10 protein-coding genes are annotated in these 15,275 nt (G+C 46.4%); all 10 read left to right on the top strand.

Annotated elements, in window-relative coordinates:
* Positions 1-914: 914 nt before the first annotated feature.
* The 10 genes from CIL02_RS12915 to CIL02_RS12870 all read left to right on the top strand — a co-directional run bounded on the left by CIL02_RS12915 (position 915) and on the right by CIL02_RS12870 (position 15,227).
* On the top strand, positions 915-2,036 hold the full coding sequence (locus CIL02_RS12915; protein ID WP_141210233.1) for an alpha/beta hydrolase: 1,122 nt from the start codon (positions 915-917) through the stop codon (positions 2,034-2,036).
* A gap of 138 nt (positions 2,037-2,174) precedes the next feature.
* Complete coding sequence (locus CIL02_RS12910; RefSeq protein WP_094402325.1) at positions 2,175-5,663, top strand: alpha-L-rhamnosidase; 3,489 nt, start codon at positions 2,175-2,177, stop codon at positions 5,661-5,663.
* Positions 5,664-5,867: 204 nt separating this feature from the next.
* The gene (locus tag CIL02_RS12905) at positions 5,868-7,634 is read left to right on the top strand and encodes a 1-deoxy-D-xylulose-5-phosphate synthase (protein ID WP_094402300.1); all 1,767 of its coding nucleotides are present in this window, start codon (positions 5,868-5,870) and stop codon (positions 7,632-7,634) included.
* 58 nt (positions 7,635-7,692) lie between these two features.
* A complete protein-coding gene (locus tag CIL02_RS12900) occupies positions 7,693-8,229 on the top strand; it encodes a flavodoxin family protein (RefSeq protein WP_094402298.1) in 537 nt (178 codons plus the stop codon).
* Between the two features lie 29 nt (positions 8,230-8,258).
* Entirely contained in the window at positions 8,259-9,083 is an 825-nt protein-coding gene (locus CIL02_RS12895; protein WP_094402296.1) for a carboxymuconolactone decarboxylase family protein, read from the top strand.
* An 18-nt stretch (positions 9,084-9,101) separates the two neighbouring features.
* Positions 9,102-9,668 carry a flavodoxin gene (locus tag CIL02_RS12890; protein WP_094402294.1) on the top strand — a complete coding sequence of 189 codons (567 nt, stop codon included), beginning with the start codon at positions 9,102-9,104 and terminating at the stop codon, positions 9,666-9,668.
* A 1-nt stretch (position 9,669) separates the two neighbouring features.
* Positions 9,670-10,560, top strand: a complete 891-nt coding sequence (locus tag CIL02_RS12885; protein ID WP_094402292.1) for an AraC family transcriptional regulator — start codon at positions 9,670-9,672, stop codon at positions 10,558-10,560.
* A 114-nt stretch (positions 10,561-10,674) separates the two neighbouring features.
* Positions 10,675-12,291, top strand: a complete 1,617-nt coding sequence (locus tag CIL02_RS12880; RefSeq protein WP_094402290.1) for an ATP-binding protein — start codon at positions 10,675-10,677, stop codon at positions 12,289-12,291.
* Between the two features lie 25 nt (positions 12,292-12,316).
* The gene (locus tag CIL02_RS12875) at positions 12,317-13,033 is read left to right on the top strand and encodes a helix-turn-helix domain-containing protein (protein ID WP_094402288.1); all 717 of its coding nucleotides are present in this window, start codon (positions 12,317-12,319) and stop codon (positions 13,031-13,033) included.
* Between the two features lie 127 nt (positions 13,034-13,160).
* Positions 13,161-15,227: a hypothetical protein gene (locus tag CIL02_RS12870; RefSeq protein WP_141210232.1), complete on the top strand. Its 2,067-nt coding sequence runs from the start codon at positions 13,161-13,163 to the stop codon at positions 15,225-15,227.
* Positions 15,228-15,275: the final 48 nt, after the last annotated feature.

The following is a 15,275-nucleotide window of genomic DNA, read 5'->3' as shown; positions in this document are numbered from 1 at the left end:
ACAATAACCTTACGGCCTTAAGGTTATTAACCTTGCAGGCGTAAGGTTATTAACCTTATCGGCAATGATATATATATGCATAGACCACGCAACAATATATTGTCACTCGAGATATAGCATGAACCGCCAATATGAATACGCCACAGACAAGATTTATAACCTTATCGGCAATGAAGGTATCAAATACAGAGCACACTGCTATAAATGGTAATCACTCGAAATGTCGGATGAACAATAATTTTTGAAAATTGCCGTCCAATTGCTGTAAATTGCTGTTCAAAAGAAAACAAGTTAAGAGTAGTTATTATGCTGGAACAGCAATTCCCAGCAATTAATCAGCAATTAAAGAAAATATTTTTTTGATAATTGCTGGTACATTTATGTTAATTGCTGTTCACAAAAACAATCAATGTTGCAGTAAGTCAAAGACCTCATTAGATACCGTTTATCTCTTATTTCTGATGCAAAGATTCCACATAAGACAAGCGATCTTAAGCCTATTCATTCCCGTTCAAGAACTGTTCAGAAACCATGCATATGTCCTTACCCCCTAACACCGTACGTCCATAGCCCCTTTTAACGTACGTCCACAGCACCCCATGTCGTACGACCATAAAAAACCAATGAAAATGACTTTTGAGCAAAACATGACTAATGGTAATCATTTCCACGATTCAGGTATTGCTTCTTTGATCCGTTTGTTGTAATTTTGCAACCGGGAATCAGAGACGGGCACCATGCCGATGCGACGCTCCGCTCCGCATCATCATGACAAGCCCTATTCCCGGTTGCGAAGAAGCAACCGGGAATCAGAGACAGGCACCATGCCGATGTTACGCTCCGCTCCGCATCATCATGACAAGCCCTATTCCCGGTTGCGAAGAAGCAACCGAAAAGTTATTCACCAAGTGATTATGAAAAAGAACGTATTTATATTATTAATTTCGATGGCGATGGCAATTACAACCAATGCATCGGCACAGGATGTGCAGGACAAAAGAACAGAAGAAAAATGGGACAAGGTGTTCCCGTTGAGCGAGACAGTCAATCACCGGAAGGTGGAGTTCAAGAATCAATATGGCATCACACTTGTGGGAGACCTATACACACCCAAAAGTGGAGGTAACGGAATGGCGCTTGCTGTGTGCGGACCTTTCGGAGCATCAAAGGAGCAGTCGAGTGGACTCTATGCCATGAGGATGGCGGAACGAGGATTTGTCGCTTGTGCTTTCGACCCTTCCTTTACAGGGGAAAGTGGCGGTGAGCCCCGGCGCACTTCTTCACCTGACATCAATACCGAAGATTTCTTGGCAGCGGTGGATTTTCTTTCCTGCCTTCCAGATGTGGACGAGGAGAAGATAGGCATCATCGGTATTTGCGGATGGGGCGGCATAGCGCTTAATGCGGCTGCCGTTGACCCTCGCATCAAAGTCACGGTGGCGAGCACTATGTATGACATGTGTCGAGTGAACGGCAACGGCTATTTTGATGAGAACGACAGCGAGGAAGCCCGTTATGCCGCACGCAAGGCCATGGCTGCCGAACGCACAAAGGCTGCACGTACGGGCAAGTTGACGCAAGGAGGTGGAGTGGTAGATCCGTTGCCTGCCGATGCCCCGCAGTTTGTCAAGGACTATTATGACTACTACAAGACGAGTCGTGGCTACCATCCTCATTCGGGCAACAGCAACGACGGTTGGCATACCTTTGGCTGTCAGGCCTATTCCAATGCGCGCTTCCTCTATTATATCAATGAGATACGTTCGGCGGTGCTCATCATGCATGGCGAGAAAGCCCATTCCCGTTACTTCGGCGAGGCTGCTTACAAGTATATGGTAGAGGGTAAAGCCACTGGATATGATGCAGTCCGCAAGCCAAATCCTGTGCCAGGGAACAAGGAGTTGCTCATCATCCCCGATGCCAGCCATTGCGACCTCTACGATGGAGGCTACACCGAACTGGAAGGTAAGGGCATGGCAAAAAATAGGATTCCTTGGGACAAGCTAGTTGATTTCATCAAAAAGAACATGAAATGAGAAATACAGTAGCGCTCATCCTATTTGTTTTCCTTTTTCTTTCGTGTAGTATGCGCCAAGAAGCGAAAGTCACAAATTCTGCAAACAAGATTGTTAATCACATAGACCAGTAGTTATGTGTGTCATATTTTTATCCTTATGAATACATATAAAAAAATTCTTACCGCTTTATTATTCATAACAGCCAATATGTCATTGGCTGTTGCTGAAGACGTAACAATAAGAAATCTGTTGGTTGAATACGAACAAAGACCGATGGGCATTGAGACACTACGACCGCGCTTTTCTTGGCAGATGGCTGACAAGGATCATAGTAAGGGACAATGTCAGAAGGCATACAGAATCGTTGTTGAAGATGAATATGGTAAGAGAGTATGGGACAGTGGCAAGGTTGAGTCGGACGAGTCGCTCAACATCGTTTTTGGCGGTGAGAAACTTGCTCCAGCCACAAGTTACACTTGGGCCGTTGAGGTCTGGGATAATAAGGACAATGTGCATACGGCTTCATCGACCTTTGAAACGGGATTGATGGCAAATGATGAGAATGATGCCATCTGGAATGGAGCACAATGGATTGGTACAGATGACGATGACCAGTTTCTTTATTCTCAGTATTTGCCTGTCTTTAGTATAGGATGTTCTGTAACTCTTGACAAACAGCGCCATTCGACAAAGGCCTCAATTCTTTATGGTGGTAACGACGAAAGACTGCTCGATTCGCACCTCAATATTATGGGAATCAAGAACAAGATAGATTCAACTTATATTAGGGTTGAACTTGATGCTTCAAGAGTTGAAAATGGAGAACTGGCGCATCTGAACATCTTTCGCAAAGGATATGGCGACAAAGAAACAGGCGAAAAAAGAATATGGTCGGTGGAAATACCTGACGGGATTGTGAACAATGACAATGTCTTTGGTTCACACAGAATAGAACTGTCGTCAAATCTTGGTGACACAAACATCAAGATAGATGGTAAACATTTAGGACGTGCCAACCTGAATCCGTTGGGACAGGGAGGAGATTTTATTGCCTTTCCCGTTCTTGGCGAAGTTGGAGTATATTTAGAGAAAGGACAAAAGGCAAGGTTTTCAGATTTTGTAATATCTAATTATCGTTCGCCATCGGGGAAGATCGGAAAGGTCGCAAGCCTCGACACATGTGGAGTAGGATTGTTTGTAATGACTGACCCTTCTATTCATACAATGCCACGACTGAGAAGAGCCCTTACGATACACCAGGAAATAGCCAAGGCGAGACTTTATGTTACGTCAAGAGGCGTATATGAGTTTTATGTCAATGGACAAAGGGTTGGTGACGATTGGCTTAATCCAGGTATAACACAGTACAACAGGACACATCTTTATCAGATTTACGATGTCACCCCCATGCTGAAGGTGGGGGAGAACGCCATCGGAGCTATTTTGGGCGAAGGATGGTGGAGCGGAGGCGCTACATTCGAAGGTCAGAATTGGAACTATTTCGGCGACCGTTTGTCACTATTGGCAAAGTTGACAATATATTACAAGGACGGAAGTGTTGAAAACATTGTTACTGATCCGCATAGCTGGAAATATTCTGTTGATGGTGCTTTGATTTACAGTAGTTTGTTTCAAGGTGAGGTGTATGATGCAAGGAAAGACGATTCCCTCTGGACCACATCAGGCTATGCTGACGCCACATGGAAACAAGCAGTAGTGATTCCTACCATAGGGCATGTCAGTTCGACGGGTTGGGGCAATGGGCCTGCTGTTGATGATTACAGTCATTTTAGACTTGTTGCCCAGTATGGCCAGACAATAAGCAAAAACAGAACCATCAGGGCACAAGCAGTAAAGAGGACAACGCCGAAATCGTTCATATATGATATGGGTCAGAACATGGTGGGTGTTCCGCAGATAAAGTTTTCAGGGCTTACGCCAGGCACAAAAATACGTTTCCGCTACGCGGAGATATTATATCCCGAACTGCCTGAATATGAAGGAAAGGAAGGTACATTAATGCTTGAGAATATCAGGGCGGCCATGGCGCAGGATATTTATATTGCTAAAGGTGGAGAAGAAACATTTAAACCGTTATTTACCAATCATGGCTACAGATACATTGAAATTTCAGGCATAGAAGAAGAACTTCCCTTGGACAATGTAGAGGGGATAGTGCTCAGTTCAATCAAAGGCATAGATGCTCAATATGAAACATCGTCGGAGCTCGTCAACAAGTTGTGGAGCAACATAACGTGGTCAACACTCGGAAATTTCGTCTCAATACCAACAGACTGCCCACAACGAAACGAAAGGCTTGGATGGGCAGGCGACATTTCTGTATTCTCACGAACTGCTTCCTATATGGCATCCATTCCCCAGTTTCTGCGCAGGTATCTGCAATCCATGAGGGACGTGCAGCGTGCGGACGGACGAATGCCCGACATAGCTCCTCTTGGTGGAGGATTTGGTGGGCTTCTTTGGGGAAGTGCGGCCATAACAGTAGCCTGGGAGAGCTATCAGCAATACAATGACAAAAGGATGCTGGAAGAACATTATGACGCGATGAAGAAATACATTGATTTTATATTTAAAAAGACAATAGACCCCCAAACCAACATTATCGTACAGGACAACGCATGGGGCGATCTCGGCGACTGGCTGGGGCTTGAAGACGAGAAAAACGACAAGTCGCTGTTTTGGGAAGCATACTTGATATATGACTTGGACATAATGCGAAAAACCGCGGCTCTCCTTGGGAAAGCAGACGACGAGAAATACTTTGCGGACAAGCGACAGGAAAGAATAGCGTTCTTTAACAACACATACCTTGAACAGGCAACAGGAAAAACAATATCTTCTGGATTTGGAGGAAGGAGAAAGGGACAACTTGTCGATACACAGACATCGTATGTATTGCCTATCGCCCTTGGTGTGTTGGATGGAAAAACTTACAACAATTGTGTCTCTAACCTGGCAGAAACTATTGAACGGCAAGGCACCATGGATAATGGTTCTGTATGCGCTCCATACGCTTTGTTGACAGGATTTATCGGTACTGCATGGATTAGCAAGGCCCTGTCTGACGGTGGAAGGAGTGACATCGCTTATAATCTTCTCCTCAACGAGCAGTATCCTTCCTGGCTCTACCCAGTGAAGCAAGGTGCTACGACAATTTGGGAAAGGTTGAATTCATACACTCACTCCAACGGGTTTGGCGGGAACAATCGCATGAACTCATTCAATCACTATTCTTTTGGAGCCGTTGGGGCTTGGTTAATCAACTATTCTCTTGGTATAAGACGTGATGAAACTTCGCCAGGATTCAAGCACTTTATAATTAAACCGGAGGTTGACCCAACAGGAAAACTAAAATATGCAAAAGGTCACTACGACTCACCGTATGGAAGAATAGAGAGTGGATGGACTGTTGAGTCCGGTCGAACAGAATATGAAATAACAGTACCTTCAAATACAACCACAACATTGATTCTCCCTGCACATCGACTAAAAGATATTTGTGAAGGAGGCCGAATAATTGGTAAAGGATCAAAAGGTATTGTTGATATAAAATTTGATAGAGGCTATGCTATGCTTGAACTTCAATCCGGGAAATACCACTTCTCTGTAATAAAAAGAGACTGAATAGTGGAATTTGGGGGTGTTTCATAATATTAAATTAGGGTCTGCTTAATTCATTTCTGATTACAGACAGAGTATAGCAGACGTAATTCCTCATAGCAACGACGGCGATGAAAACCTAAAAAATGGTTATAACTCCCCAAAATCAGGTATGTCAGAATATAAATAATGTGAGTACCTTTGTACTCGAATTTAAAACAAAATACAATGTATATAGAAAAGATACAGTCGCCAGCCGACTTGAAACAGCTGGATTTGGAGGCATTGAAAGTTGTGGCAGAAGAGACACGTACTGCCGTATTGAACCGTGTTAGTAAGCATGGTGGACATGTAGGACCTAACCTGGGTTTCGTGGAGGCAACGGTGGCTCTGCATTATGTATTCAACGCACCAGAGGACAAGTTTGTGTTTGACGTTTCACACCAATGCTATCCTCACAAGGTGCTTACTGGTCGTGCATCGGGTTTTCTGGGCGACGTGGACGACATGAACGCCATCAGCGGATATTCTTCGCCAGCCGAAAGTCCTGTGTATGACAACTTTGAAGTGGGTCATACTTCCACATCCGTAAGTCTGGCTACAGGCTTGCAGAAGGCTCGCGACATCAAGGGAACCAGTGAGAACATCATTGCCATCATAGGTGACGGTTCGCTCTCAGGCGGCGAGGCTCTTGAGGGGATTGATGAGGCATCGGAATTGGGCACAGGCATCATCATCGTGGTGAATGACAACGAGATGTCAATTGCAGAGAATCATGGTGGCATCTACAAGAATCTTCGTGCCCTTAGGGAAAGCAATGGAGAGTGCCAGCACAACTGGTTCAAGGCGTGGGGATTTGAATACAAATACCTGGAAGAAGGCAATGACCTGCAGAAACTGATCGAGGTGTTCCAGTCGGTCAAGGATACAGACAAGCCAACGGTCGTACACATTCATACGGAGAAAGGACATGGTTTCCAACCTGCTATCGATAATAAGGAAGCATGGCATTGGGGTGCGCCATTCAACGTAGAAGATGGTTCAAGAAGTTCAAATAGTGCTAATAGTGCAGAGAGCTATGAAGAACTCTACAGCAACTGGATGCTCCGTGAGATGAAGAACGATCCTACACTCATCGCAGTCACAGCAGGAACTCCTGCAGCCGCAGGCTTTTCTCCAGACAAGCGTAAAGAGGCAGGCAAGCAACACATCGACATGGGCATTGCCGAGGAACAGGCTTGCGCCATGGCAAGCGGTATGGCAAAGGGTGGTCTTCGTCCCGTCTGGACGGTTTACAGCACCTTCATCCAGCGCACATACGACCAGATAGCGCAAGACCTTTGCATCAACTCCAATCCTGCTGTAATCAATGTGGTTTGGGGAGGTGCAGGTACGATGAATGACATCACCCACATCTGTCTGTTCGATATACCTATGCTGTGCAGTATTCCAGGACTTATATATCTTGCCCCGACCACCTGTGAGGAATACTTTGCCATGCTTCGCTGGGCCATCATTCAGGACAAGAAACCTATCGCCATCCGTGTCCCAAGCAATGGCGTAGTTCACACTACCGAAACGGTTGATACGGAGTATTGTTATGAGTCACGCTATAAAGTGATGCATAAAGGTTCTGAAGTGGCAATCATTGCTGCCGGATCATTCTATCAGAAGGGTGAGAATGTGGCTCGTCTGCTGTCAGAGCAAGGCATCGATGCTACGCTTATCAATCCTCGTTACCTGAATGCAGTAGATGCCGGCACACTGGAGGCTCTCAAGGCAAGCCACAGGCTTGTTGTGACTCTTGAAGACGGCTCGAAGGATGGCGGATTCGGTGAACGCATCGCCTCTTATTACAGCACATCCGACATGAAAGTGCTGGTTGGTGGCATCAAGAAAGATCTCTACGACCGCTTCGACCTGCAACAATTACTCAGCGACAATCGTCTGCTGGATGAGCAAATCGTAGAGGATGTTTTAAAGATTATCCGATAAAAAGTAATGAAAGAAGAGTGAATGGTAATGGTTATATAAATTTTAGCATAAGCAAAAGATGAAAAAGGTAATAGTTATTTCCACCAGCCTTCGTGCTGGGTCTAACAGCGATATGCTGGCAGAAAAGTTTGCTGAAGGTGCCAAGGCATCGGGCAATGAGGTAGAGAAGATTTCCCTTCGTGGAAAGGAAATCAAGTTTTGTGTGGGTTGCCTGAGTTGTCAGAAAACGGGTGCATGTGTGTTCAAGGACGATGTGCCTGACATTATGGCGAAGGTGCTGAATGCCGATGTGGTCTGCTGGGCAACACCTATATACTATTATGAGATGAGCGGACAGATGAAGACTCTCATCGACCGCATGAATGCTATGTACCGGAAAAACTACCGTTTCCGCGACATCTATCTGCTCACCACAGCTGCCGAAGCTGAAGAGGATACTCCCCGACGTGCCGAGATTGGTCTGACAGGTTGGATTGACTGCTACGGCAAGTCTTCACTCAAGGGACATCTCTTCTGCGGAGGCGTAACCGATGCGAGAGATATTGAAGGCAACGCCAGCCTGATGCAGGCCTATGAAATGGGTAAAGGGGTCTGACAGCGAGGGGGGATTATTACAGTATGCGAATGACACGTTTTATCATATTCATATCATTCATAACAATAACGACACTAAACGTTATGGCACAGAAGAAAATAGTACAGACGGCAGGCCGCACGCAGTTGGGCGAGTTTGCCCCTGAGTTTGCCCGGCTCAACGACGACATTCTCTTTGGCGAAGTGTGGAGCCGCAACGACCTGCTAAGCCTTCGCGACCGCAGCCTTGTCACTCTCACCTCACTAATTAGTCAGGGCATCACCGACTCATCACTAACCTACCACTTGCAGGAGGCGAAGAAGAACGGCATCACAAGAACGGAAATATCGGAAATCATCACACATATCGCTTTCTATGCAGGATGGCCCAAGGCATGGGCGGCTTTTCGTCAGGCTAAGGATGTCTGGAAAGAAGACACCTCGCTGGAAGATGCGAAGACTCGTTTCCAACAAGAGATGATTTTCCCCATTGGCGAACCCAACACTGCCTATGCCCAGTATTTCAAGGGCAACAGTTATCTGGCACGTATTTCCGGCGAGCAGGTTCCCATTGCCAATGTCACCTTCGAACCTGGTTGCCGCAACAACTGGCACATCCACCATGCCACAAAAGGCGGAGGACAGATGCTTATCGGTGTGGCTGGACGTGGTTGGTATCAGGAATGGGGAAAGCCTGCACAGGAGATTCTCCCGGGGACGGTCATTCACATCCCTGCCGGCGTGAAGCATTGGCATGGAGCCGCTGCCGACAGTTGGTTCGCTCATCTCGCCTTTGAGATAGAGGGAGAGAACGCATCCAATGAGTGGCTGGAACCGGTATCCGACGCTGAGTATGAGAAGGTCAAAGGAAAATAATCACGATAACTTTGCATTATGAATCATCTGAAATACTTGCTTTTGGCTGTGCTGACAGTGTTTGCGGCATCGGCTTGTTCACAAAACAAATCCCAAAACATCATGGAAAAGAAAAAAGTATTGGTAGTGTATTTCTCGGCAACGGGAACAACAAGGCAAGTGGCAAAGCAAATTGCAAAAATCGCTGATGCCGACATCTGTGAGATAGCTTCGGCGAAACCATATTCCAGTGCCGACCTCGACTGGACAAACAAACAGTCGCGTAGTTCGGTAGAGATGAATAATCCTAAGGCGCGGCCTGAAATAAAAGCCGTTTCTGTGGATGTGAGTAAGTATGACTACGTCTTTCTGGGCTATCCTATATGGTGGGACCTCGCACCAAGAACAGTCAACACATTCATTGAAACAGCAAACTTGGCAGGCAAGACTGTGATTCCTTTTGCAACGTCCGGAAGCAGCACCATCGCCAACAGTGTTGCCGTACTGAAACAGTCTTATCCAAACATCAAGTGGCAGACAGGTAAGCTGCTGAATCATGTCAGTGAGAAAGAGATGGAAGCTTGGGTTTCAGAAACAATAAAATAATATGGAAGAGATTTTTATCAATACCATACAAGACTTCAACGACTATCAGGGGGTGGAGACACTTCATCCCTTGGTGAGCGTGGTGCATGTGGAGAATACGGAGCACATCAAGGAGTGTGTGATGCACTATGGCGTTTATGCCATCTATCTCAAGGAGAACAAGGGATGCAAGCTCTCTTACGGTCGCACACCCTACGACTTCGACGAGATGACCGTGACCAGCTTTGCCCCAGGGCAGGTGGTTAATGTGGAACCAAACCCCGATGTGCCTTTTGCCAAGTTCACGGCCTTGGTGTTCCATCCCGACCTTCTCAACCGCACCGCATTAGGCAGGCAGATCAACCGCTACGAGTTCTTCGGCTATTCCAGTACCGAGGCTTTACATCTCTCCGCCCAGGAAGTGGAAGTCTTTCGGGGTGTGCTTGCGATGATAGAGCAGGAACTGCACCGAGCCATCGACAAGCATACACGCGAACTTATCGTCTCCAACATAGAATTGCTGCTGAACTATTGCCTCCGCTTCTACGACCGCCAGTTCATAACCCGCGAGGAGATAAACCATTCTGTGGTAAAGAAATTCATAGAACTACTTGACGATTATATCTCCACAAAAGCCCTGCATGACGGTTTGCCAACGGTAGCTTATTTTGCAGACAAATGCTGCCTGTCTAACGGCTATTTCGGCAATCTGGTGCGTGTGGAAACGGGGCGTACTGCCAAGGACATCATCTCTGATCATGTTCTTGCCTATGCCAAACAACTCCTTAATGATGAGGCGCTGACCATTACAATTATCAGCAGTCGTCTCGGCTTTGAATATCCCCAGCATTTCGTCCGTTTCTTCAAGTCGCATACCGGTAAGACTCCGTCTGCATATAGGAATGAAAGATGAGGTTCTTCAAACTTGCGCATTGTTGACATATTTTAGGATATTATACTTGCGTATTCCATAATAAATTCGTTTTTTTGCAGCATGAAAATGTTTGTTTGATAAAATGCAGATGATATGAGCAAATTCAAGTACCCTGTAGATACCGACCAGTTTGCCGAGATTCGCCAAAAGGGTTTAGTGTATGTTGACAAGACAGACATAATGTTTGACCTTGTCGATAAATATAAATATGTCTTTCTTGCCCGTCCCCGCCGTTTCGGCAAGTCGTTGTTATGCAACACCTTCAAGGCTTATTTCCAAGGCAAGAAAGAACTGTTTGAGGGGCTGAATATTATGGACATGGAAAAGGAGTGGAAGACATATCCCGTGCTGCATTTCACAATGAGCGGACTGAAGAATCTTAAAGTGAGCGAGGCGAAATCAAAATTGGAAAACTTTATTGCCGACTACGAAAGACTTTATGGGCGTAATACGGAGGAGGAAACTCCAGGAGCCCGCTTCCGTGGCTTGATTCATAGGGCTTGTGAAAAGACAGGCGAGCGTGTCGTGGTCATCCTCGACGAATACGACGCTCCCGTTATGCGATTGCTCTACGACACAAAACAAATGGAAGAAATGCGCATGATGCTACGTGAGTTCTACCAGGTGCTGAAGGATGAGGGCGCATATCTTAAGTTTGTTTTTATCACTGGAGTAACGAAGTTTTCTCAGATGAGCATCTTCTCGGAGCTTAACAACTTGAAACAAGTTTCTATGTTTGATGAGTATTCAGGTCTGTGTGGAATTACCCAGGAAGAACTCAACACCGTCTTGCGTCCTTGCGTTGAGGAATATGCCGAAGGTCTTGGCATTAGCGCCCGCGAGGCATACGCCGTGCTCAAAAAGAACTATGACGGATATCATTTCTCAGAAAACAGTCAGGATGTATATGCCCCATACAGTCTTTTGAATGCACTCAACGACAAGGCTACAAGACACTACTGGTTTGAGTCGGGTACATCGGCATCGCTCATTGAACATCTTAAACACTTCCCCAACTTTAACCCTCTCGATTTCGATGGGGTGGAGATGTCGTTGGAGGATTTCAATGTGCCATGTGAAAGCGCTTCGACTCCTGTTCCGATGCTTTATCAGAGCGGCTATCTTACCATTGCATCTTATGATAAGCTGCTGGATTCCTACACACTTCACTTCCCCAACTACGAGGTGCGTCAGGGCATGGTGTATAGTTTGACAAGCTATTTGATGGATATCTCCGATTGGGACAGGAATGCCACCATCCTTGATATGGCCCGTGCTTTGGTAAAAGGCGACCTGCCATCGGCACTTACCGAACTCCGCTCCTACATAGCCTCCTTGCCCTATGACATCATCACCCGCAAGGAGTGGATGGCGAAGAAGAAAAAGGAGGCATTTTACAAGTTGCTGATGTATGTGGTGTTCTCTTTGCTCAACAGCAAGGTGGACACTGAGGTAAAGAGCGTGCTCGGTAGAGCCGATGTGGTAATAAAGACCAAGAACGACATCTATGTCCTCGAACTGAAAGTCGATGACACCATAGATAATGCCTTGGCCCAGATAGACTCCAAGGGCTATGCCATTCCCTACGAAGCCGACGGACGCACAATAACAAAATGCGGAGTGACTATTTCATCAGAGGCTCGAAACATTGTGCATTGGCGTGCGGTGGATAATGAAGGCAAGGTCATCGACGAGCAGAAGTATGAATGACATCTGATTTATAGGATATAACAATATGAAGAAACTGCCGATACTTATATTTATAGTGCTTTGCCTCACTGCCGTGGCAACAAGCTATGGGAGCTATCGCAAGGCACAGAGAAACATCGAGAGTGACCTGCAACAGGCTCTCGCCAAGACCATCAACGAGAAGGGTGTGGAAACAATGCGCCAAGACTCTATACGCGCCTATCGAAGCATTGCCCGCACAGAGGGAGAGATGATGACTATCGCTGTGGGTGACGAAACTTTGCGCAGACATCTTCGTAATCAGCAGTTGGGCGAGATGGCTTTTATCACCTATACCGTAGGACGCGAAAGAGGACGATGGAAGGTGACGTTCAATACCGAGGCTAAGTGCTCTGCTGCCATGATATGGAGCCTGTCAGACCAAAGGCTATCTGCATGGCTCACCGTCATGGCATTGCTTTCGCTCGCCTTGTCGTTCAGGGGCAGAAGGCAAAGCCAACCAATCACGATGGATAGTTTCAGTGCAACCCATCTCACTCCCATGCAGCGCCAACTCATGGAGATGTTTGTCGCCTCCGGCTCCCACCGCCTGTCAAAGCATGAAATATGTGATGCTCTCTGGCCAAAGAAGGACGATGCCAGCGAGACATTATATGCCTTGATAAGCAGATTGAAACGCGAATTGGACAAGACAAGCAGTTTCGACATCATATCAGACCGAGGTAGGGCTTATATCCTAAAGCGGAGAAAATCAGAGAGTTGACTTTCTGACAGATTATTTGTCAGACAATTGTCAGCATGAAAAATCTTTTGTTTTTAGCAATACTTACTACTTTTGCATTCCGAAAGCGTGGAAGGTTCCTCGCTAATGTAAAAAAGGAATGCAAAAGATGAAAAGTACATTAATCTTCGTATTATTGACAATGTGGACATCGCCTGAGCTAAAAGCGCAGACAGATGCCCCTAACGACAGCGTGCAACTTGAGGAAGTGGTGATAAAGGGAGCAAGGGTTGTAAATCGCACCGACGGCAAACTGATTTTCCCATCCGAGGAAATGACCAAGTCCGCATCCTCAGGCTACACCCTCTTGAAGATGTTGCCTCTGCCAAACGTGAAAGTTGACGACATCAACGAGACCGTATCCGCCGCCAACTCTCTTATGGGCAATGTGCAAGTGAGAATCAATGACGTGGAAGCCACTACTGCCGATATGCAGTCGCTGCAACCGAAAGAGGTGGAGAAGGTGGAACTAATCGATCGACCTGGAGTTAGGTATGGGGAGAATGTAGGCATTGTCTTGAATATCATAACACGAAAGGTCACAAGTGGATATGTAGTAGGGGCAAGCGGCACTCTCGTCCCAAAGGCTGATATGGTTAAGGGCAATGCCTATACCAAGATAAACAACGGATATAACGAGTTATCGATAAACTATTCCGGATATTACAACCACTCCAACGGAATGAGTACAGTGGAAAATGCCGATTATCTCATGTCGGACAATACATATAATAAGGTGGAAAGAAATACCAACGACATCATCAACAGAAACACAATGCATGATATACAGGCAAGATACAGTTGGATAAACGCCGAAGGCACAGCATTCCTCACGACTCTATCTACATCCATTGACAACAATCCTCGAGACTTGAACAAAACTGATGTTGCATATTCCAATGGGAGAAACGCGACAGAAACCACCGACAAAAGCGAGAAGACCTTAAGCCCTCTGCTCGACCTGTATTTTTCAACTAAAATTGGCAATAACCAAAGCCTCATCGCCAATGCGACAGGCTTATACACACATACCGATTATGCATATCTGTTTACATCCGACGATACTTCTTTTGGCTACAACACACTCGGAAAGGCTTGGTCGCTCAAGTCGGAGGCGATATACGAAAACCGCATGAAGCCCTTCACCCTCTCAGCTGGACTTCGCTATGCCCAGAAATCTATCGACAACGACTATTCGGGCGATGCCACTCTCGTGTCACAAATTCATTCAAGCAATATCTATGCCTTCTCGCAAATCCAAGGCTCATTGTGGAAAATCGGTTATATGGTGGGACTCGGGCTTAGTCGTGAATATTATCGCCAAGGAGAGACCATGTATGACAGAGTGTGGCTTCGTCCGAAACTGAACCTTTCCCTACCTCTTTCCCAACATATTAGGCTCAACTACACCCTCACCTCCGCGCCTGCCTCGTCAAAACTGCAGAACATGAGCGGAATGTCCATCATAACCAATGGTATGGAATATTCAGAGGGTAATCCTGAACTGATTATGGAAAGGCGCGACGACCACACGCTAACCCTCAGCTATCAGTCGCCACGCCTATATACCCAACTGATGTCATTCTATCGCCACTGCGACCATCCCGCCATGCAACACGTACTTCGCACGGAGGACGGACGCTTCGCCAAGACCTTCCTTGAAGGCAGACGCATTGACATGCTCATGCTGCAGAGCTACACCAACTACGACATCATTCCACAGCATCTCAATGCCTATATATCAGCAGAAATGTTGAACATCTGGAATGACGGACAGGACTATAGCCACCGCCTCACGTCGTTCAACTTCAACATAGGTCTCACTGCCTGGCTTGGCAATTGGACGATAATGGCAACTATGGACAACGGTTATCATTTCATGGAAAACGAATACGAGAGCCGCAACATCTTCTCCGACTTTGTAAGTGTTTCTTATAAATATAAGAATATCACGGCAGGTCTCTTCTGCCAAAACCTGTTCAAGCGTAATGCCAAGATTGAAGAAGTGGAAAACCACAACCACCTCGCCCACAAGCTCCTTGTAGCCCGCAACCGCGACACGTCAAATGCCATCGGCATAAAACTGACGTGGAAATTGTCGAAAGGCCGCAACTTCAAAGGCATCGACCGCGACACCAACTCTTTGAAGGACACGGAGACTGGAGTGGCGAAATAGGGGATAACTCACGGCAACGGGCTGGGGGGAATCTTCGCCTTTATGCCT

This window comes from Prevotella sp. P3-122 (assembly GCF_002251365.1).
Classification (GTDB): domain Bacteria; phylum Bacteroidota; class Bacteroidia; order Bacteroidales; family Bacteroidaceae; genus Prevotella.
The sequence above is the reverse complement of the archived record's forward strand: the minus strand, read 5'-3'. Positions and strand labels throughout refer to the sequence as shown.

Excerpts from the sequence above, each read along its gene's own strand:
- CIL02_RS12915 (WP_141210233.1), top strand. The coding sequence starts at position 915 with ATGAAAAAGAACGTATTTATATTATTAATTTCGATGGCGATGGCAATT.
- CIL02_RS12910 (WP_094402325.1), top strand. The coding sequence starts at position 2,175 with ATGAATACATATAAAAAAATTCTTACCGCTTTATTATTCATAACAGCC.
- CIL02_RS12905 (WP_094402300.1), top strand. The coding sequence starts at position 5,868 with ATGTATATAGAAAAGATACAGTCGCCAGCCGACTTGAAACAGCTGGAT.
- CIL02_RS12900 (WP_094402298.1), top strand. The coding sequence starts at position 7,693 with ATGAAAAAGGTAATAGTTATTTCCACCAGCCTTCGTGCTGGGTCTAAC.
- CIL02_RS12895 (WP_094402296.1), top strand. The coding sequence starts at position 8,259 with ATGACACGTTTTATCATATTCATATCATTCATAACAATAACGACACTA.
- CIL02_RS12890 (WP_094402294.1), top strand. The coding sequence starts at position 9,102 with ATGAATCATCTGAAATACTTGCTTTTGGCTGTGCTGACAGTGTTTGCG.
- CIL02_RS12885 (WP_094402292.1), top strand. The coding sequence starts at position 9,670 with ATGGAAGAGATTTTTATCAATACCATACAAGACTTCAACGACTATCAG.
- CIL02_RS12880 (WP_094402290.1), top strand. The coding sequence starts at position 10,675 with ATGAGCAAATTCAAGTACCCTGTAGATACCGACCAGTTTGCCGAGATT.
- CIL02_RS12875 (WP_094402288.1), top strand. The coding sequence starts at position 12,317 with ATGAAGAAACTGCCGATACTTATATTTATAGTGCTTTGCCTCACTGCC.
- CIL02_RS12870 (WP_141210232.1), top strand. The coding sequence starts at position 13,161 with ATGAAAAGTACATTAATCTTCGTATTATTGACAATGTGGACATCGCCT.